Annotated in this window: 14 protein-coding genes; 8 read left to right on the top strand and 6 right to left on the bottom strand. The window is 73.0% G+C overall.

Features of this window, described 5'->3' with window-relative positions; all coding sequences use genetic code 11:
* Positions 1–3 precede the first annotated feature (3 nt).
* Together WMF31_RS31125 and WMF31_RS31120 are read left to right on the top strand one after the other, a co-directional pair.
* On the top strand, positions 4–1,851 hold the full coding sequence (locus WMF31_RS31125) for a 4Fe-4S binding protein (RefSeq protein WP_436605417.1): 1,848 nt from the start codon (positions 4–6) through the stop codon (positions 1,849–1,851).
* Between the two features lie 54 nt (positions 1,852–1,905).
* Positions 1,906–3,108 carry a hypothetical protein gene (locus WMF31_RS31120; RefSeq protein ID WP_436605416.1) on the top strand — a complete coding sequence of 401 codons (1,203 nt, stop codon included), beginning with the start codon at positions 1,906–1,908 and terminating at the stop codon, positions 3,106–3,108.
* Positions 3,109–3,294: 186 nt separating this feature from the next.
* Here the strand turns inward: WMF31_RS31120 and WMF31_RS31115 are convergent, their stop codons facing one another.
* Positions 3,295–4,971 (bottom strand): ABC transporter permease, encoded by a 1,677-nt coding sequence (locus tag WMF31_RS31115; RefSeq protein WP_436605415.1) that lies wholly within the window; start codon positions 4,969–4,971, stop codon positions 3,295–3,297.
* Between the two features lie 180 nt (positions 4,972–5,151).
* Between WMF31_RS31115 and WMF31_RS31110 the strand changes: the two genes are divergently transcribed.
* From WMF31_RS31110 to WMF31_RS31095, 4 genes are all read left to right on the top strand, one after another.
* A complete protein-coding gene (locus WMF31_RS31110; RefSeq protein WP_436605414.1) occupies positions 5,152–7,056 on the top strand; it encodes a protein kinase domain-containing protein in 1,905 nt (634 codons plus the stop codon).
* A 52-nt stretch (positions 7,057–7,108) separates the two neighbouring features.
* On the top strand, positions 7,109–8,491 hold the full coding sequence (locus tag WMF31_RS31105) for a CCA tRNA nucleotidyltransferase (protein ID WP_436605413.1): 1,383 nt from the start codon (positions 7,109–7,111) through the stop codon (positions 8,489–8,491).
* 648 nt (positions 8,492–9,139) lie between these two features.
* Positions 9,140–10,453: a vWA domain-containing protein gene (locus WMF31_RS31100; protein WP_436605412.1), complete on the top strand. Its 1,314-nt coding sequence runs from the start codon at positions 9,140–9,142 to the stop codon at positions 10,451–10,453.
* Positions 10,454–10,583: 130 nt separating this feature from the next.
* Positions 10,584–10,850 carry a hypothetical protein gene (locus WMF31_RS31095; protein WP_436605411.1) on the top strand — a complete coding sequence of 89 codons (267 nt, stop codon included), beginning with the start codon at positions 10,584–10,586 and terminating at the stop codon, positions 10,848–10,850.
* On the opposite strand, the gene WMF31_RS31090 is transcribed toward WMF31_RS31095, so the two are convergent.
* From WMF31_RS31090 to WMF31_RS31080, 3 genes are all read right to left on the bottom strand, one after another.
* Positions 10,841–12,127: a guanine deaminase gene (locus WMF31_RS31090; protein WP_436605410.1), complete on the bottom strand. Its 1,287-nt coding sequence runs from the start codon at positions 12,125–12,127 to the stop codon at positions 10,841–10,843. The genes WMF31_RS31095 and WMF31_RS31090 overlap by 10 nt on opposite strands.
* Positions 12,124–12,768 carry an SH3 domain-containing protein gene (locus WMF31_RS31085; RefSeq protein ID WP_436605409.1) on the bottom strand — a complete coding sequence of 215 codons (645 nt, stop codon included), beginning with the start codon at positions 12,766–12,768 and terminating at the stop codon, positions 12,124–12,126. Before WMF31_RS31085 ends, WMF31_RS31090 begins: the two co-directional genes overlap by 4 nt.
* An 86-nt stretch (positions 12,769–12,854) precedes the next feature.
* Positions 12,855–15,242: a sulfatase-like hydrolase/transferase gene (locus WMF31_RS31080; protein WP_436605408.1), complete on the bottom strand. Its 2,388-nt coding sequence runs from the start codon at positions 15,240–15,242 to the stop codon at positions 12,855–12,857.
* A gap of 295 nt (positions 15,243–15,537) precedes the next feature.
* On the opposite strand from WMF31_RS31080, the gene WMF31_RS31075 reads away from it, so the two are divergent.
* The gene (locus WMF31_RS31075; protein WP_436605407.1) at positions 15,538–16,125 is read left to right on the top strand and encodes a Uma2 family endonuclease; all 588 of its coding nucleotides are present in this window, start codon (positions 15,538–15,540) and stop codon (positions 16,123–16,125) included.
* Between the two features lie 203 nt (positions 16,126–16,328).
* Here WMF31_RS31075 and WMF31_RS31070 read toward each other — a convergent pair whose 3' ends face one another.
* Both WMF31_RS31070 and WMF31_RS31065 read right to left on the bottom strand, forming a co-directional pair.
* The gene (locus WMF31_RS31070) at positions 16,329–16,799 is read right to left on the bottom strand and encodes a DUF4345 domain-containing protein (RefSeq protein WP_436605406.1); all 471 of its coding nucleotides are present in this window, start codon (positions 16,797–16,799) and stop codon (positions 16,329–16,331) included.
* Between the two features lie 29 nt (positions 16,800–16,828).
* Positions 16,829–17,647 (bottom strand): NmrA family NAD(P)-binding protein, encoded by an 819-nt coding sequence (locus WMF31_RS31065; protein WP_436605405.1) that lies wholly within the window; start codon positions 17,645–17,647, stop codon positions 16,829–16,831.
* A gap of 138 nt (positions 17,648–17,785) precedes the next feature.
* Between WMF31_RS31065 and WMF31_RS31060 the strand changes: the two genes are divergently transcribed.
* A complete protein-coding gene (locus tag WMF31_RS31060; RefSeq protein WP_129345907.1) occupies positions 17,786–18,778 on the top strand; it encodes an AraC family transcriptional regulator in 993 nt (330 codons plus the stop codon).
* Positions 18,779–19,011 lie beyond the last annotated feature (233 nt).

Genomic DNA, 19,011 nt, shown 5'->3' with positions numbered 1-19,011 from the left:
GGTATGGCTCCTCCCGATCCGACGCCGGCCGCGCCGGCGCACCGCCCCGCGGCCGCGGGGTCTCCGGGGGCCGCGCGGGGGTCGCGCGCCGCCGCGCTGCTCCGCCGGGCCTTCGCGATCGTCCGGCCCGCGCCGAAGCGGCGGCCCGGCTCCGGGCTGCCGGCGCGCAGGGCGATCCGGGTGCTCGTGTGGGCGCGCCGCTTCGCGCAGGCCGGCTTCCTGGGGCTGTTCCTCTACTTCCTGTTCCAGACCGGCTTCCGCGGCTCGTTCACCTCGGCCGAGGAGCGCGTCCGCCTCCCGCTCCCCGTCGAGGCCTTCCTCCTCGCCGATCCGTTCGTCGGGGCGATGACCCTGCTCTCGACGCACACCGTCTACCGCGGCCTGCTCTGGTCGCTCGGGATCCTCGCGCTCACGCTCGTCTTCGGGCGCGTGTTCTGCGGCTGGATCTGCCCCTTCGGCACCCTCCACCACTTCTTCGGGTGGATCTTCCCCTCGCGCTACGGCAAGGGCGGCAAGCGCGTCGAGGCGAACAGGACGTACGCGCGGCAGCGGGTGAAGTACTACCTGATGTACGCCTTCCTCGCGGCGAGCGTGGCCGGCAGCGTGATCGGCGGGCTGTTCGACCCGATCTGCGTGGCGGTCCGGGCGATCGGCCTCGCCGTCATCCCGGCCGCGCAGTACGTCGCCGGCGTGGTGACCGGCGCCGCGACCTCGACCGGGAGCCGGCCGGTGCAGTTCGCCGCGGATCACGCGCAGGACTTCCTCGCCACGAGCGTCTGGCAGACCAGGCAGTTCTATTTCCACCAGACCTGGTTCATCGGGATCCTGCTCGTCGCGATCCTGTTCATGAACCGGTTCATCCCGCGCTTCTGGTGCCGCGTGCTCTGCCCGCTGGGCGCCTTCCTCGGCGTGTTCGCGCGCTTCGCGCTCTTCGGGATGCAGAAGGATCACGCGAAGTGCACCGACTGCAACCTGTGCCTCGTGCACTGCCAGGGCGCCGACTCGCCCCAGGGCGGGGTGAAGTGGCGGCAGGACGAGTGCCACATGTGCCTCAACTGCGAGAACGCCTGCCCCGAGGACGTCATCAAGTTCCGGTTCCTCCCGAGCCGGACGAGCGCGATCGTGAAGCCCGACACGGGCCGCCGCACCGCCCTCGCGACCGCCGCGGCCGGCGCGGTGATCGTCCCGACGGCGCGCATCGCGGACGTGCTCGACGCGAACTACGACCACCGCGTCATCCGGCCGCCGGGCTCGGTGGAGGAGCGCGAGTTTCTGGAGCGCTGCATCCGGTGCGCCGAGTGCATGAAGGTCTGCCCCAACAACGCGATCCACCCCGCGTTCTTCGAGGCGGGCATCGAGGGCATCTGGACGCCGATCGTCATCCCGCGCATCGGCTACTGCGAGCACTCCTGCGTCCTCTGCGGCGACGTGTGCCCGACCGGCGCGATCCAGAAGATCACCGAGGAGCAGAAGATGGGCGTCGGCCAGAAGCCCATCTCGATCGGCACCGCGTTCTACGACCAGGGGCGCTGCCTGCCGTGGTCGATGAGCGTGCCGTGCATCGTCTGCGAGGAGTTCTGCCCGACGTCGCCCAAGGCGATCTGGGTCGAGGAGGTCGATATCCCGAAGCGCGAGCCCGTGGCCGCGGAGCACGGCAAGGAGCCGCCGATGAAGATGGTGCACGTGCAGCGCCCGCACGTGGACCCGTCGCTCTGCATCGGCTGCGGCGCGTGCGAGAAGGTCTGCCCGGTGCAGGACAAACCCGCGGTCTACGTGACGAGCGTGGGAGAGACCCGCTCGAAGACGAACGTCATCCTTCTCGAAGACACGGATTATAACAAGCCCTCGTGAGCCGGACGCGGGGAGGACCCCGCGCGGCGGACATCACGACAGGAGGCTGCTCGGGTGCGCACGCTTTGCTTGGTTGGGAGGGCCCTCTCGCTGGCCGCCGTGTGGGCCGGGACGGGCTGCGGCGAGCCGTTCACGGCGGCCCCCGCGGGCGCCCCGTCGACGTCGGCGAGCTCCGGCAGCGGCGGTGCGGGCGGCGACGGTGCGGGCGGCGACGGCGGTGCGGGCGGCTTCGGCGGTGCGGGCGGCTTCGGCGGCGCCGTCGGTGCGGGCGGCGCCCCGGCGACGTCGTCGTCCTCCTCGACCACCTCGTCCTCGGCGTCGGGCGGCGGCGGCCAGGGTGGCTGTGACGCCTGCGGGGAGGGGGAGTTCTGCACGGGAAGCAAGACGTGCCTGCCGTGCAACGGCCGCAGCGGCGCGCTGTCGTACGGCGAGCTGACGGAGATCGCGCTCGAGGGGACCGCGCCCTCGTTCCCGCGGGTGCGCGCGGAGCCCGGCGAGGACGGGGCGGCTCTGCGGCTCGTCTACGTGGCCCGCTTCGGCTCGGGCGGCACGGGGATCGGCACGGCCACCGGGCGGCCCTGGAGCGCGGGCGCGGTCATCCCGAGCGAGGACGTCGGCGCCTCGGAGTCGGGTCCGCTCCTCCTCCCCGTGGACGTGCGCTCGCCGGTCCGCGGCGACCCGCCGGGGGCGCTGCTCTTCGATCGCCCGCACCCCGGGCGGGATCGCGCCCGGCGGCTGTTCGCCGCGGCGACGCTCGAGGCGACGGACTGGACATCGCTCGGCGCGCTCAACGTGGGCGTCGCGAGCTACTCGGTCGCGGTGGCCCACGCCGCGCGCCCGTACCGGTACTGGTTCATGAACGAGCAGCAGGAGGGGGGGCAGCAGGTCATCCGGCTCGTCACCAAGCTGGGCGAGGTCGGGGAGATGCGGTCGCTCCGCATCAACCTGCCGGGCGGCTGCCCGGCGCAGGGCGACGATCTCGCCCCGTGGGTGACGCCCGACGGCCGCGTGCTCTTCTTCCAGGCGCCCTACAACGCGCACGGCGACTGCGCGCAGGCCGCCGTGCTGCGGAGCTTCTACGTGAGGCTCGGGCCCGACGGGCTGCCCGCGGACGACGGGCCGGCGACGATGCTCCTGCCGAACCTGGCCCCGAGCATCGCCGTGCAGACGCCGTCGCTCTCCCCCGACGAGTGCACGCTCTTCGTCGCGTCCGACAGGGACGGGCAGCAGAAGATCTACTCGGCGATGCGGCGCTAGCGGTCCCACGTCACCAGGGGCCGTCCCTGGGCGCGCGGAAGGCCTCCTCGGGCCTGCGGATCTCGCGGAACCAGGGAAGGCCCCCGGCGAGGGGGCCGGGCAGCCCGGCGAGGCCCCACCTCCGCCGAGGCATCGGCGGCACACCCCCCCGGGGCTCTCGCGCGCGAGCCCCGGCGAGCGCCCGGATCACTGCGAGCGGAAGCCCTCGGCGGGGCGCAGCCGGGCCGCGTACAGGCTCGGCACGATCGTGGCCGCGAGGCAGATCAGGATGGCGATGGCGCCGGTGATCAGGAACTCCTGCGGCCGCGCCTGCACGGGGAGGCGGGAGATGAAGTAGACCTTCGGGTCGAGCGGGAAGCCGTAGACCAGGAGCCCCTTGCACACCGCCACGCCGAGCAGGAGCCCCAGCGTGGTGCCGGCCAGGCCGATGATGCCGCCCTGGTAGAGGAAGATGCGCAGGATCGCCGAGTCCGTCGCGCCCATCGCCTTGAGGACCGCGATCTCCTTCTTCTTGTCGAGCACCACCATGATCAGCGTCGCGATCACCGTGAACGCGGCGACCACGATGATGAGCGCCAGCACCGCGCTCATGCCGATCTGCTGGATGCGCAGCGCGGTGAAGAGCCCGTGGTTCAGCTCCTCCCAGTCCATCGTGTAATAGAGCCCGTTGCTCAGCATCTTGCTGATGTCGCGCGCGATGCTGCTGGCGTTGTCGATGTCGTCGACCTTCATCTCGACGCCCGTCACCGTGTCGCCGTGATCGTAGAAGGCCTGCGTCTCGTAGAGATCCGCGTACGCGAGCTTGGTGTCGTACTGCTCGAACCCGGCCTCGAAGATCGCGATGACCCGGAACCGCTTGGCGACCGGCGGCTTGATGGCGCCGTTCGAGACCGAGAAGCCGATCGTCGGCGAGGTGACCGTCACGCACTCGCCGATCTCGAGCGACAGGTTCTTCGCCAGCGCGGCGCCGACGACGATGCCCGGCATCCTGGCGATCTGCTCCTTGTCCGCGCAGGGATCCGGATCGACGTCCGGCGGCAGCACGTCGTCCTCGGGGAGCACGCTGTCGTAGCCCCCCTCCGGCTCGATCGCCCCCCGCGGGGCGCCCTCGTCGAGCGCGCCCTCGGCCGCCGCGACCGCGCCCTCGCCCTCCGCGACCGCGCCCTCCTCGGCCCCGGCCGGTCCCCCGAAATCCGCCCCCTGCGCGGCGGGCTCGTCCGCGGCTCCCCGCTCGGCGGCGGCGCGCTCGTCCTCCTGGATCCGCGCCTCGAGCGCCCGCAAAAGATCGAGGTTCCGGCCCTCCTCGTCGCGCTCCGGCTCGAGCGCGCCGCGCGCGCCCGCGTCCTGCTCCACGGGCGGGACGGGCGGCAGCGCCGGCGGCGCCGCGCGCTCGGGAGGCCGGGCGCCCGGGCGCCGCAGGCCGCTCAGATCGCCGCCCGGGAGGATGTGACGCGGCAGATCGAGCACGGGCGTGACGGCGCCGTCCGCCCCCACACCGAGGCTCCTGGCCGGGTCAACCCCCTTGACGAGGACGCCCGTCGCCGTCGCGTCGCCGTGCGTCAGCATCATGGGGTTGATGCTGAAGGGCGCCGCGCCGACCACACCCGGCACCTTGGCGACCTGATCCATGATGGTCCGGTATTCCCGGAAATCCGTGGAATATTTGATCACGAGGACGTGGGCGTTGACGCCCAGGACCTTGTCACGGAACTCGGCCTGGAAGCCCCCGGTCACGCTCATCACGGTCGCGAGCGCCGCGACCCCGAGCGCGACCCCGAGGATCGCGAACGTGGTGCCGACCGAGATGAACGCCCGCTTCTTGGAGCCGAGATATCGCAGCGCGACCTCGATGGGGTAGCTCATCGCGGTGCCCTCCTAGCAGAACGCGGCGCGCGCGGCACCCTGCCGGTCGCGAGGGCGACGGCGCGGTCTTTCTCGAGGCGCCCTCGCACGATCTCGCTTCCCGGACGGGACGCCTGCTAGAATGCACTTCTGCCGCAAACGACGGCGGTGTGGCGTGCACCTCATGCCCGCGAGCCTTTCATGAGCGCCACCAAGAACGAGCACCAGACCGCGCGCAGGAGAGCTGGGAACGACGACGCCGACGACGCGCTCGACGAGGCGCCGTCGTCGCGCCGGCCTGTCGAGGGCGGTCTAGATCGCTCGTCGGTCGTCAAGGCGGCCGTGAAGGCGGCGTCCTCGACGCCCGCGCAGCCCGAGGGCGAGGACGATGACGTCCCGGTGGAGCCCGAGCCCCGCCCGTCCCGGTCGGGCTGGGTGGAAGGGCCGGCGAGCGAGGAGATCCCGAACCTCGCCGCGCCGCCACCGCTGCGCCAGAGGGGCCCGCGGCTCGCGGGCCAGAGCGAGCCGGACGCCGACGAGATCGGCGCGCGCGTGAGCGCGCCGCCCATGAGCGAGCCGTCGCTGGAGATCCCGCCGCCGGACGAGGTCGAGCCCCGCGAGCGGCGGCCGCCCGGCGCCAAGGACCCGTACATCGGCACGACGTTCGACCACCGGTACAAGATCGAGCGGCTCCTCGGCGAGGGCGGGATGGGGTTCGTCTACCTCGCCCGCCACAAGGTCATCGACAAGCGCGTCGCCGTGAAGGTGCTCCGCGCGGAGCTCGCGCGGGATCGCGAGATCTTCGAGCGCTTCGTGCAGGAGGCCCGGGCCGCGTCGAGCATCGGCAACCCGCACATCGTCGACATCTCCGACTTCGGCGACCTGCCGGACGGCTCGACGTACTTCGTGATGGAGTACCTCGAGGGCCTGAGCCTGGCGCAGATCATCGACTCGCCGGACGAGCTGCCGATGGATCGCGTGTGCCACATCGCGCTGCAGCTCTCGGCGGGGCTCGCCGCCGCGCACGAGGCGGGCATCATCCACCGCGATCTCAAGCCGGACAACGTCTTCGTGGTGCCCCGCGGCAGCGATCCGAGCTTCGTGAAGATCCTCGACTTCGGGATCGCGAAGGTGTCGACCAGCACGACGACCAAGCTGACGCGGGCCGGCGCGGTGTTCGGGACGCCGCACTACATGTCCCCGGAGCAGGCCGCGGGCGCGCCCATCGACCACCGGACGGACATCTACTCGCTCGGCGTGATGCTCTACGAGCTCGTGAGCCGGCAGCTGCCGTTCAACGCCGACAACTTCATGGGGATCCTGACGCAGCACATGTACAAGGCGCCGGTCCCCATCCGCGCGCTGGTCGGCGGCCCGGACTGCCCGCCGGGGCTCGAGGCGGTGATCCTGAAGTGCCTCTCCAAGAAGCCGGAGTCGCGCTACCAGACGATGAACGAGCTGCACGCCGACCTGGAGCGCGTGCGGTCGGGCGGCGTGCCGGACGCGGTCGCGGAGATGATGGCGCGCTCGGGCGGCTTCAACGTCCCGCACGACTACTTCAAGACGTCGAAGGTGATCGTCCCCGCGGCGCCGCCGTCGCCGCCGCGCTCGCCGTGGCCGCGCTACGTGTGGGTCGCGGGCGCGGCCGCGGCGGTGGGGATCGTGACCGCCATCTTCGTCATCGGCGCGAACGGGGCCGCCAGCCACAACCGTCCGGCGCAGGCCCCGGCGCCGAAGCCCGTCGCGGCGCCCTCGATCCAGGCGCCCGTCGCGCCCGCACAGGTCCAGGTCCAGAAGACGACGGTCGCGCTCGCCGCCGTGCCCGAGACGGCGGTCGGCTACCGCGACGGCGTGCCGTTCACGCTGCCCGCGAGCATCGACGTGGAGCAGGGGCAGACGATCACGGTCGACATCCGGGCCGAGGGGTATCATCCGAGCACGGTGGTCCTCGACGGCTCGGAACGGAGCAAGCTCGTGAAGCTCGTCGAGATCGAGGACAAGGGCAGGGCGAGGCCCGTCGCGACGAGCCGGCCCCCCGTGGCGCCGGCCCGGACCACCAAGGGCACGGACGTCCGGGATCCCTGGGAGAAGCAGAAGCCGAGGTGAGCGATCGCTCCGGGCGCCTCCCGCGTCGCCGGCGCCGTGATAAGCCGCGGGGGTGAACCGGATCGACCACCTCATCGACCTCGTCCCCGAGGACGTGCTCGGCATCTGCCGCCGCCTCCGCGAGCGCGGCAAGCGCGGCTGGATCGTCGGCGGCTGCGTGCGCGACCTGCTCCGCGGGGAGCCCGCCAAGGACTGGGACGTCGCGACCGACGCGCGGCCCGAGGACGTGATGGCCGCGTTCCGGAAGGTGATCCCGACCGGGATCCAGCACGGGACGGTGACGGTGCTCGTGCGCGGCGTGCCGTACGAGGTCACGACCCTGCGCGGGGACGGGACCTACAGCGACGGCAGGCGGCCGGACCGGGTCGAGTTCGTCGACGACATCACGGCCGACCTGGCGCGGCGGGATTTCACGATGAACGCGATCGCGATCGATCCGGTCGACGGGCACCTGATCGATCCGTTCGGCGGGCGGAAGGACCTCGAGGCGCGGGTCATCCGGGCGGTCGGGGATCCGAGCGAGCGCTTCGCCGAGGACGGCCTGCGGGTGCTGCGGGCGGCGCGCTTCGCCGCGACGCTGGAGGGGACGCTCGATCCCGAGACCGAGCGCGCCATGAGCACGGCGCGGTCGCACCAGACGTTCCGGTGCGTGAGCGCGGAGCGGGTGCGCGACGAGTGGCTCAAGGCGATGCGCGCGCGCCGCCCGAGCGTGGCGTTCGAGATCATGCGGCGCACGGAGCTGCTGGCGATCACGTGCCCGGAGATGCTCGAGTCGGTCGGGTGCGAGCAGAACCGGTGGCACGCGTACGACGTGTGGGGGCACGCGATGGCCTGCCTCGACGCGTGCAGGCCCGATCCGGTGCTCCGCATCGCGGCGCTGATGCACGACATCGGCAAGCCGAGGACGCGCGCCTTCTCCGAGAAGACCCGCGACTACACGTTCTACGAGCACGAGCGGGTCGGCGCCGAGATGGCCGAGCCGATCCTGAGCCGGCTGCGCTTCTCCAACGACGAGCGGGCGCGGATCGTGGCGCTCATCCGTCACCACCTGATCTGCTACGACGATAGCTGGACGGACGCCGCGGTGCGCCGCTGGCTCCGACGGGTGACGCCGGCGCTGGCGCCGGATCTCTACGACATTGGGGTGGCCGACGCGATCGGGAAGGGGCGCGACGCGTCGGAGGACATCGCGTCGATAGGGCGGCTCCGGGCGCGCGTGGAGGCGCTGCTCGCGGCGGGCGCGGCGCTCTCCGCCAAGGATCTGGCCGTGAACGGCAGCGTGCTGATGAAGGAGCTCGGCATCCCGCCGGGACGGCTGGTCGGCGAGATCCTGGAGCGGCTCGTCGAGCTCGTCACCGAGGAGCCCGAGGCGAACACGAAAGAGCGCCTTCTGGCCGCGGCGCGCGAGATCGTCGCCTCGAAGCGCGCCGGGTAGGCCAATGGGCAGGTCGAGGTCGCCGAGGGGGCCCTGGTGTGCGCGCGGGGGGTTTGGGTGAGCTGCCCGGCCCGAGGAGAGGGGGGCGTCGCGCGGGGCGGGGCGCCGCCGAACTCGCCTGAGCCATCCCTCCTCCGGCAGCGTCGGAGGAGAGATGGAAAACGGGCTCAGACACGGCCCGTCCCCGCCCCGCGCGACGACCCCCCTCTCCTCGGGCCTACCATGGACTCCATTTCAACCGGACATGAAGCCGTCCCCACGTCGCGCTCGCAGCTCGGGCCTACCGTGGACTCCATTTCAACCGGACATGGGGCCGTCCCCACGCCGCGCTCGCAGCTCGGGCCTACCGTAGGCTCTTGTCCAACCAGACCGGACATCGGTCCTCACCGCGCTCGCATCGCCGCGCTCGGCACACCCTCGCTCCGTATGGAGGCGCCAGAGCGCGAGTCGATCGGTCGTGGACAAGGTACATGGACCGACAAGGGTGGTTCGTTGTCTACCTCCGGTCGGGCTCGAATTGTTCATGATGTCTGGATCGTCGTGAGGTGTCTCTGGTAACATCTCTCGTTGCGCACTGTCGCGCCCCCCAACTGGAAGGTCCATTTGAAGCTCTCGACGAAGACGCTTGTTGCGCTGTGTGGTCTGGGTGTGGTTGCGGCGGCATCCCTCGGAGGATGCTCCGGCGGCAATGGTGGGGAGAGCTCCGGAAACGACGCCTCTGGCAGCGGCAGCGGGGGCGACGGCGGGGGCGGCGGGACCACCGGGAGCGGTGAAGGCGCCGGGGATCTGGGGACCGGCGGCGGGCTCGACATCGGCGGGACGAGCGGGACCGGAGGGCGGCTCGACGAAGGATCTGCGTGCGTCGCCACGAAGCTGCAGGCCAACTACGAGCAACGGCCGGCCGACATCATCTTCCTCATCGACAACTCCGGGAGCATGACGGAGGAGATCGAGAGCGTTCAGCGGAACATCAACAAGAACTTCGCCGACATCATCGAGGCGAGCGGGATCGATTACCGCGTCATCATGATCTCGCAGCACGGGAGCCACTCCGCCACGCAGTCCGTCTGCATCGAGGCGCCCCTCGGCAGCGGCCCGTGCGATCCCCTCCCGGCGACGCCGAACTCCAATCCGCCGCATTTCTATCAGTACAACGTGGAGGTCGAGAGCCTCAACTCGCTCTGCCTGGCGCTCGATACCCTGAAGGGCGCGATCCAGCCCAAGGGCGAGGCGGTGCCGAACGGCTGGTCGGAGTGGCTCCGGCCCGACTCGCTGAAGGTGTTCGTCGAGATCACCGACGACGGCGTGCAGTGCGAGACGACGTCGCTCGGCGAGAACAACATCGCGCTCGAGGATGTCTATGACGACGAGAACCAGGACGTCGAGGGAGGGACCGCCTCGGCGGCGCGCTTCGACGCGGCGCTGACGCAGGTCGCGCCGGAGTTCTTCGGCACCCCGGACGCGCGCAATTACATGTTCTTCAGCTTCGTGGGCATCGAGGTGAACACGCCGGCGACCGAGCCCTGGCCGGCGGACCAGCCCGTCACCTGGAGGCAATGCCGGCCTGGCTCGGTCGACCCCGGGACGACCTACCAGGCCCTCAGCGTCATGACGGGCGGGCTGAGATACCCCATCAACCAGTTCGCGACCTACGACGCCGTGTTCAAGGCCATCGCGAACAGCGTCATCTCGGGGGCCAAGCTGGTGTGCGAGATCGAGGTGCCCAAAGCGCCCGGCGGGCACTCGCTCGAGCTGGACAAGGTGCAGATCGAGTTCACGCCGAGCGACGGCGGAACGAAGCAGATCTTCACCCAGGTGAAGAGCCCCGAGGAGTGCTCGGCGATGGCGTTCTACGAGCAAGACGGCGTGATCAGGCTCTGCGACGACACGTGCGTCGCCGTGCGCCAGGACAACGCCGCGCGCATGGAGCTGCTCTACGGCTGCTCGGTCAACCCCGACTGAGCGAAGGGGCGGCCCCGGGGCGCGGCGCTCCGGGGCTCACCACCGGGCGAGCGCAGGCGGAGCGCGGGAGGCGGGCTCCCGCGCCGGCATCTCCAGCATCCGCTGCTAGGATGGGTGCACGGGGTGGCCGATGCGGGTCGATGTGGCGTGCCGTGCGGGCCACGGCGGTTGTGAGGAGCCGCAGGCGCTCACGCTGGGCGAGCGCCGCGTGCGGGTGACGGAGATCCTCGACCGCTGGCCGGGCGTCGATCACCTCTACTTCAAGGTGCTCGGTGACGACGGGGCACGGTACATCCTGCGGCGCGATCTCGAGATCCCGGCCTGGGAGCTCGAGGTCTACGAGGCCGCGGAGGGGAGCCCGGCGTGGGCTGGCGGGGACGGTCCGCTTCAGGGATAGACCAGCTTGCCGCGCACGAAGACGCGCTGGATCGCCGCGGCCTCGGGCGCGAAGACGAGGTGCTGCAGCGTCTCCGCCTCGCCGTGCACGTACTCGGGGAGGCGGATAGCGAGGAAGTCGGCCTCCTTCCCCGGATCGAGGCCGCCGATGACGCGCCCGAGGCCGATGGCGTCCGCGGCGCCCTGCGTGGCGGTGACGAACAGCTCGGCCGGCGTCACGCGGTCGCCGAGGCAGAGGGCGTTGTCGAAGGCGCTCGACATGCTGCGCCGCATGTCGAAGCTGCGGCCCGCGCCGACGTCGCTGCCGAGCGCGACCGGCACGGCGCGGGCGCGCGCCTCGGCGAGGCGCATGCGCCCGCTGCCCAGGAAGAAGTTCGAGTCGGGGCAGTGGACGAGCGCCGCCCCCGCCGCCGCGATGCGGTCCCACTCGCGCGGCGAGAGGTGGATGCCGTGCGCGAGCACGGCGCGCCCCGTGAGCAGGCCGACGCGGTCGTAGATGTCGATGTAATCGCGCGCCCACGGGTGCTCGCGCAGCGCCGCCTCGCCCTCCGCCGGGGTCTCGGCGACGTGCGTCTGCACGAGCAGCCCGTGATCCGCGGCGAGCCTGGCGGCCGCCTCCATCAGGGCGCGCGAGCAGGTCGGCGCGAAGCGCGGCGTGATCGCGAACTCGAGCAGGCCGGAGCCCTCGCCGTGCCAGCGCTGCGCGAGGTCGCGGGCGGCCGCGATCGCCTCGTCGCGCGGGACGCAGAGCTCCGCCGGGCAGCGCTGGTCCATCAGCGTGAGGCCGGCGATGCCGCGGAGGCCGGCGCGCTGCAGGGCGCGGAACAGGCGATCGGTCGCCGCGGCGTCCGAGCTGGAGAAGACGACGCACGTGGTCGTGCCCGACGCGAGCAGGCGACCCGTGAACTCGCCCGCGACGAGCGCGGCATAGCCGTCGTCGCGGAAGCGGGCCTCCTCCGGGAAGACCGACCGCTCGAGCCACTGGAGCAAGGGGCCGCTGGCGCTGCCGATGATGCGGGTCTGCGGGAAGTGGACGTGCGCGTCGATGAAGCCCGGCATCAGCACCGCGGGGCGCAGGTCGAGCACCGGCCCGGCGAACGCGCCCGGCGCAAAGGGCGCAACCCGCACGACCCGACCGTCGCCGCCCACGACGAGCAGCGCGTCGTCCAGGTAGCGGACCTTGGCCCCCGGGGAGCCGGCCCCGTCCGCGGGCGCGGCGGCCGGGGTGAGCAGGCGACCGCGGTAGGCGCGCGGCGACTCGGGGCGCGGCGCGCTCATCGGACCGCGATCTCGCTCCGGCGCGCCCAGCCCATGACGAGGCTGTCGCCGTGGTGCTGCGCGACGAGCGCCCACCCGCCCGCCTCGCGCACGATCATCACGAACTCGCCGGCCGCGATCGCGCCGACCCGGGAGCCGTCCGCCCGCGGCTCGTCGCGCAGCGTGATGCCGCGCGCGGCGATGCCGAGCTGCAGGCGGCCGGTCGTGCCCGGCTCCTCGCCCTCGTCGTCGAGGCCGGGGAGCTCCGCGCCGGGCGACGGCCGGTCGTCGGTGTCGGCGCCCTCGTCGAAGCGGAAGCGAGGAGCCGCCGGCGAGCGCCGGTCGAGGAGGTGGGCGAACCGGCTCGCGCTCGGCATCGGCGACCGCGTCCCGCCCACGCCCGCGGCGCGCAGGAGGGCCGGCGCCGCCGGGAACAGCACGATCGCCGCGGCGAGCAGCAGCAGGAGCCCGGTCAGCCGATCCAGCCGGCGCGCGCGCCCCGGGGCAGGGGCGGCGTCCGGGGCGGCGGACGACGGCTGCGCCCGCGCGCCCGCGCGGCGCGCGTCGGCGGGCGGCGCGGCGGCGGGGCCCGCGTCGGCGGGCGGCGCGCGGGTGTCGCGAGGGCCGGGCGAGGCGTCCTGTCCGGCGGGGGGGTCGACCATCAGCGCAGAGGATACGCGCTGCCGGGAGCCCGGTCGACCGCATGAGATCCGCCGGCCGGCGCGAGGCGCCGGCGTCGCGCGGCGATCTACGGCGCGGGGGACTCGAGGGCGGACATCTTTTCCCGGAGGCGCGCGAGCGCGTCGGGGCGCTCGCCGGACAGGTCCCGGCGCTCGCGCGGATCGGCGGCGAGATCGAACAGGAGCAGCCGGTCCCGCTTCTTCCGCTTGAGCGCGATCAGCTTGAGATCGCCGTCGATGAGCGCCGCGCGGCGGGCCGTACGGGCGAACACCGGCCCGCGGGGCGCGCGCCCTTCGCCGGTCGCGATCGCGACGAGGGACTCGCCCTCGACGTCGGCGGCCTCCGCGCCGCCGAGGCCGAGGACGGTGGGCGCGATGTCGGCGGTGCTCACCGGGTGCGGGTAGCGGCCCGGGGCGGCGCCGGGGAGGGCGACGACGAGCGGGACGCGGATCGCCTCCTCGTAGAGCTCGAGGCCGTGCCCGAGGGAGCGGTGCTCGCCGAGCGCCTCGCCGTGCGAGCCGTGGACGAGGATCGCGGCGCGGCCGGCCCGGGGGCCCCTGGCCACCGCGTCGAGCAGCGCGCCGAGCTGCCGGTCGACGTAGGCGATCTCGCCGTCGTAGGCGGCGGTCCTGCCGTCACCGAAGTGGATGCCGGGGTGCTCGACGTAACGCTCGTGGGCGTCGAAGAGGTGGAGCCAGAGGAAGATCGGCTCGGCGCGCTGGGCGTGGCCGTCGAGGATCTCGATGGCCTTCCTGACCGCGAGGTGGCCGGTCGCCTTGCGCTCCGCGTGGGCCAGGTCGTAGACGGTCTCGAAGCGGTCGAACCCCTGGGCGAAGCCGCGCTCCGGGCTGATCCAGGTGAACGAGCTCACGGCGGCGGTGAGGTAGCCCGCGCGCTTCAGGCGCTCGGCGAGGGTGTCGTTCTCGGGCAGCAGCGTCGGCCACGCGCGGCGGTCGCGCGCGGCGCGGCTCAGGCGCCGGCCGGTGACGAGGGGCGCGATGGACCGCTGGGTCTCGCTCGAGGTGGCGTAGGCGCGCTCGAACACCACGCCGCGGGCGGCGAGCTCGGCGAGCCGCGGGGTCGTGTCGCGGCGATAGCCGTAGGCGGAGGTGTGGTCGGCGCGGACCGTGTCGAGGGTGACGAGGAGGATGTCGGGGCGGTGCTGGGCCGGCGAGGCGGGCGCGGCGGCCGGGGCGCGCGAGGCGGAGGCGGCCGCGGCGGGCGAGGCGGAGGCGGGGGGGCGCGTCAGCGCGGCCGGGACGACCGCGCCGCGATCGTCCTGCGCTGCAGGCGCGGACGCGACCGAGCGCGCGGCCGGTGCGGCGGCGGCCGGTGCGGGCGTGGCCGGGGCGCGCGCGGCCGCCACGGCGAGCAGGATCGTGCCGCCCCCGAGCGCGCCGCTGCAGTCCTGATCGACGCCGCCGCCCGCGACGCTCGGCGCGCCGGGATACCGGGTCGGGTCGCCCTCGTCGCAGTCGAAGCCGCCGAAGTGCGAGCCCGTCCCGTCGCCGTCGCGGTCGGTCCATCGCTCGAGCGCGCCGAAGAGCGTGGCCGCGAGCCCGCCGCCGGCGCGCAGCGCCTGGCCGAGCGGGGGGAACGACTCGATCCGCGCGGTGGCGGCCATGAGGACCAGGGCCGCGAGCGGGACGCCCGCGAGGCTGGCGACGCGCCCGACCGCGGCGCCGAGGTCGATGCTGGAGACGAGCGCGGTCGCGACGAGCGCGATGGCGCCGTCGACGAGGGCGGCGCGCACGGCGGCGCCGGCGTCCTCGGTGGCGCTCCCCGCGAAGGCGGCGAGGGGCGCGAAGGCGGCGATGAGGGGCAGCGCGCCGATGGCGGCGCCGGCGACGGCGAGGATCCACGGCTTCACCCCGCGGGCGGCGAGGCGGTCGCCGAGCGCGACGAGGCGCTGGGTGAGGAGCGCCGCGGCCGCGACGCCGGCCAGGCCGAGGACGCCGAAGGTGGCGCCGGCGAGGCCGCGGTGGTGCGTGGCCGCCTTGAGGAGGGCGGCGAGGGCGGCGAGGACGGGCACGGAGACGCCGATCCACAGGGCGATGCGGAGCACCGCGAGCCGCTCGGCGCCCGCGCCGACGATGCCGCGGAAGCCGCGGCCGGCGGCGCGGGCGAGGATGAGCGCGAGCGTGACGAGCGGGAGCAGGACCGCGGCGCCGACGAGGAGGCCATCGAGGAAGGACGCGCCGGCGCGGGCGGTGCGCAGCGCGGTCGGGACGGCGGCGAGCGCCGCGACGCCGAGGCCGAGCACGCAGGCCTCGCCGAGGCGGGTGGTCCAGCCGCCCGGGCGCGATGGCGGAGGGGCGGGGCGCGACGGCGGGGGGACGGACCGCGCGGGCGGCGCGCTCGATCGGGCAGGCGGCCCGCTCGGCCGCCGGGGCGGGACGCTGTCATGGGAGCCGGCGGCGCTCGGCGGCGTGGGACCTGGTTCGGCGATGATCATGGGCACACTGGGAGGGCCGCGCGGGGGCCTCGCGAGGGGCCGGTCGCGCCTGGCCGCGAGGTCGTGCGCCCTGTGGGGAGATGAAGGGCCTACCATCGGCGTGCGGGGTCGCAAAGTATCCGGCGGGCGGAGCGGGGGGCCGGAGCGGGGGAGCGAGCGCGGCGCGCCGGGCGGGGGCGCGGCGGGCTCCGTGGCGCGCCCGGCCCTGAGGTCGACCGCGGGGGAGGGCGGGGAGGGGGCGTCGCGCGATCGCGCGCTGGCGGGATCCGGGCGGCCGCGGCACCATGGAACGGCCGTGTCGCTCCCTGCGCGCAAGCTCGCCACGATCGCGGATCTGCTGGCCATCCCCGAGGCACAGCGCTTCCATGAAATCATCGACGGCGCGCTCGTCCCGAAGGCGATGCCCTCGCCGAAGCACGGCGCCGCCCAGGCGTCGCTCGCCGGGATCGTGTTCCGGCCGTACAACCGGCGCCCGGGAGGTCGTTGGCCCGGCGGGTGGTGGTTCGCCACCGAGGTCGAGGTCCTGTTCGAGCAGCACGAGATCTACCGCCCCGACGTGGCGGGCTGGCGGCGGGAGCGCCTCCCCGAGCTGCCCGAGGAGACACCGAGCGTCGTGCGGCCCGACTGGGTATGCGAGGTGCTGAGCCCCTCGAACACGCGGCATGATGTCGTGAAGAAGCTGCGCACGTACCAGCGCTGTCAGGTGCCTCATTACTGGATCATCGATCCGATGAACGAGGTGCTCACCGTTCATCGCTGGATGCAGGATGGATACCTGAACGTGCTCACCGCAGAGCGGGGCGAGCGGGTCAGCGCAGAGCCGTTCGATGCGATAGAGCTGCCTGTCGGGGTGCTCTTCGGGGACGATCCGGACGAGGAGTAGCGGAGATCCTCCGCGGCCTGGCCCGACGATCGCCATCGGCCGACGAGGGAGAAGACAGCAGGGGCGCAAGGGACACAGGGAAGAGGAGGCCCTCTCTGTCCCTCGCGCCCTTTGCGGTCTCTCTTCCTCCGGCATCCGCGCGCCTTCCGCTCCCTCACCGGCGGATCCAGCGGGCGACACGACCTGTTGAATCTGGACGAGCTTCAACCCATGCGGCGCTCTTCCTTGGGCCGCCGTTCGCGACGCCAGACGAGCGCCGCCACACACGAGAGGCCGAGAACGAGCTCCACGACGGTCGCCAGCACGAGCGCCTGCGCCGGCATTCCGTCGACGGCCATGCTGAGGAGGCGAGAGAGACCGTAGGAGACGTACGTCACCGCGCCCACGATCGTCGCGGTGAACGCCAGACGCGAGGCGAATGCACCGAGCATGATCAGCACGCCGGAGCCCAGGAGCGAGCCGCCCGCGGCCCGTGTCTCGCTGAGCAGGCTGCGGCTGTCGCCGAGCTCGATCCCGCTGGTCGCATGGAAGGCGGCGGGCGCGAGGAGCGTCGCGCCGCCGATCCCGAGGAGCACCAGACCGGCGATGAGCAACGTGACCGTCTCGACCCGCCAGCGCTGCATGCTCGCCGTTCCCTTCGATACGGGCGTCGTCACGACCTCGGGCGCGGTCATCCCCGGCGCCGCTCGGCCAGGAAGGCGCGTCACTGCCACACACCGGACGCCGCCGCGGCACGGCAGAAGTCGCCGAAGTCGCGGGGCTGCCGGCCCAGGGCGTCGAGGACGCCGCTCCCGAGCGACGCGTTGCGGCCGTCGAAGACCTCGACGCAGAGGTTCGTGAGAAGGTCGGCGTAGTCGGGCCCGACAGCCTCCGTGAGGGCGGTACGGAATGCGTCCGGTGAGAGGGCGACATAGTCGACCTTCCGCCGCGCCGCGGCCGAGATCTCGGCCGCCGCCTGGCCGAACGTCAGGAGGCGCGGTCCGGTGAGCTCGTAGAGCCGGCCGGCGTGGCGGTCGTCGGTGAGCGCGGCGACCGCGACGTCGGCGATGTCGTCGACGTCGACGAACGGCTCGTGGACGTCGCCCGCAGGCAGGGCGATCACGCCCTGATGAACCGATTCGAGCAGGTGGCCCTCCGTGAAGTTCTGCGAGAACCAGCTTGCTCGGAGGAGCGTGAAGCTCGCGCCCGACGCCCGCACGATGCGCTCGCACCGCTCCGCGTTGGCCTCACCCCGACCCGAGAGCAGCACCAGCCTCGTGACGCCCGCGTCGACCGCCGTCGACGTCAGCGCCTCGATCGCCGCCGTCGCGCCGGGCGCTGCGAGATCCGGGAAGTATGAGATGTAGACGGAGTGGATGCCCTCGAGTGCCCTCCGCCACGTGGACGGGTCTTCCCAGACGAACGGCGGGTCCGAGCGTCGCGAAACACCCGTGACGGGGTAGCCTTGCTCCGCGAGCCGGCGGACGATCCGCCGACCGGTCTTGCCGGTCGAGCCGATGACGAGAACGGGATCTGAACGCATGGATAGGGTCCTCCTGGGCGGGTGCCCAATCCACCGTGCGGCGTCCGCATTGGACTGACAATCATCGAGCGTCCGGCAATCTTTGCCGATCGTCCAACCCGGCTGGACGCAGGGTCGAGACACGGCCATGCTGGAGCGGTGTCGAGCGCATGCAACCTCGCTCCTGCCACGGACCCGCTCGGCGAGTCGCTGCACCTCCTGCGGTTGACGGGCATTCTCTACTGTCGCGCCGAGCTCTCCGCGCCGTGGGGCGTCGACGTGCCCTCGCTCGAAGGGTTGATGACGCTCCAGGTGATCACCGCGGGGCAGTGCTGGATCGAGGTCGACGGGGCTCCCCCGCGGCGCCTCCAGCAGGGGAGCCTCGCGCTGATCCCTCACGGCACGCCGCACCGCCTCCGCAGCAGCGTCCACGCGCGCACCGAGCCGCTCTTCGAGATCCCGGTGGAGCAGGTCAGCGATCGATACGAGATCATGCGCCACGGCGGCGGCGGCGAGGTCACGCACGTCACGTACGCCGCGATGCGCGTCGAACACTTGGTCGCCCGACGTCTCGTCTCGCAGCTTCCGGACGTGCTGCAGATCGACACGTGGGACGACGACGACGCGGGCTGGATCCACAGCACGCTGCGCCTCATGTCGCGTGAGGCCCTCGCCCTCCGCCCGGGCGGGGAGACGATCATGACCCGACTCGCCGACGTCCTCGTCGTCCAGGCGATCCGGTCATGGCTCGTCTCGGCGCCTGAAGCGGGCCGGGGCTGGCTTGCCGCCCTGCGCGACGAGCACGTGGGACGGGCGCTGTCCGCGATACACCGCTCGCCGGAGCGCGCGTGGAGCCTCGCGTCGCTCGCCCGCGAGGCTCGCATGTCCCGCTCGGCGTTCGCGGCGCGGTTCACCGAGCTGGTGGGCGAGCCCGCCATGCATTACCTCACCGAGTCGCGGATGCAGCTCGCCCGCACGCACCTCCAGCAGACGTCGGAGCCGCTGGCGGACATCGCGCGGCGCGTCGGCTACGGGTCCGAGGCAGCGTTCTGCAAGGCGTTCAAGCGGACGTTCGGCGCGCCGCCAGGCAGCGTGCGTCGCGCCGCGACGACGACGCCGGAGCACGCGCCGAGCGCAGGTGCCCGACCGTGAGCCGATGCGTCGCGATGCGCAGAGAATCCTCACCCGGATGCACGTTACTCTTGAATCAAGGCGTCTGCGCGGGCAGCACGATGCCTCGTCGTCCGCCGATCAGGGCATCGGGCAATCGACAGGTCGTGTCTGGCCACGCAGCCGCTGACGCTGAGGGCGCTCTGTCCCGCTCACCCGCGCATCGACCGCGCGGCCCTCCGTCCGGGCACCTGGCGCCCGGCGCCGGACGGGCG

The organism is Sorangium sp. So ce1036, from assembly GCF_051369805.1.
Lineage (GTDB): Bacteria > Myxococcota_A > Polyangia > Polyangiales > Polyangiaceae > Sorangium > Sorangium cellulosum_F.
This window is presented reverse-complemented; position numbering and strand designations above follow the sequence as displayed.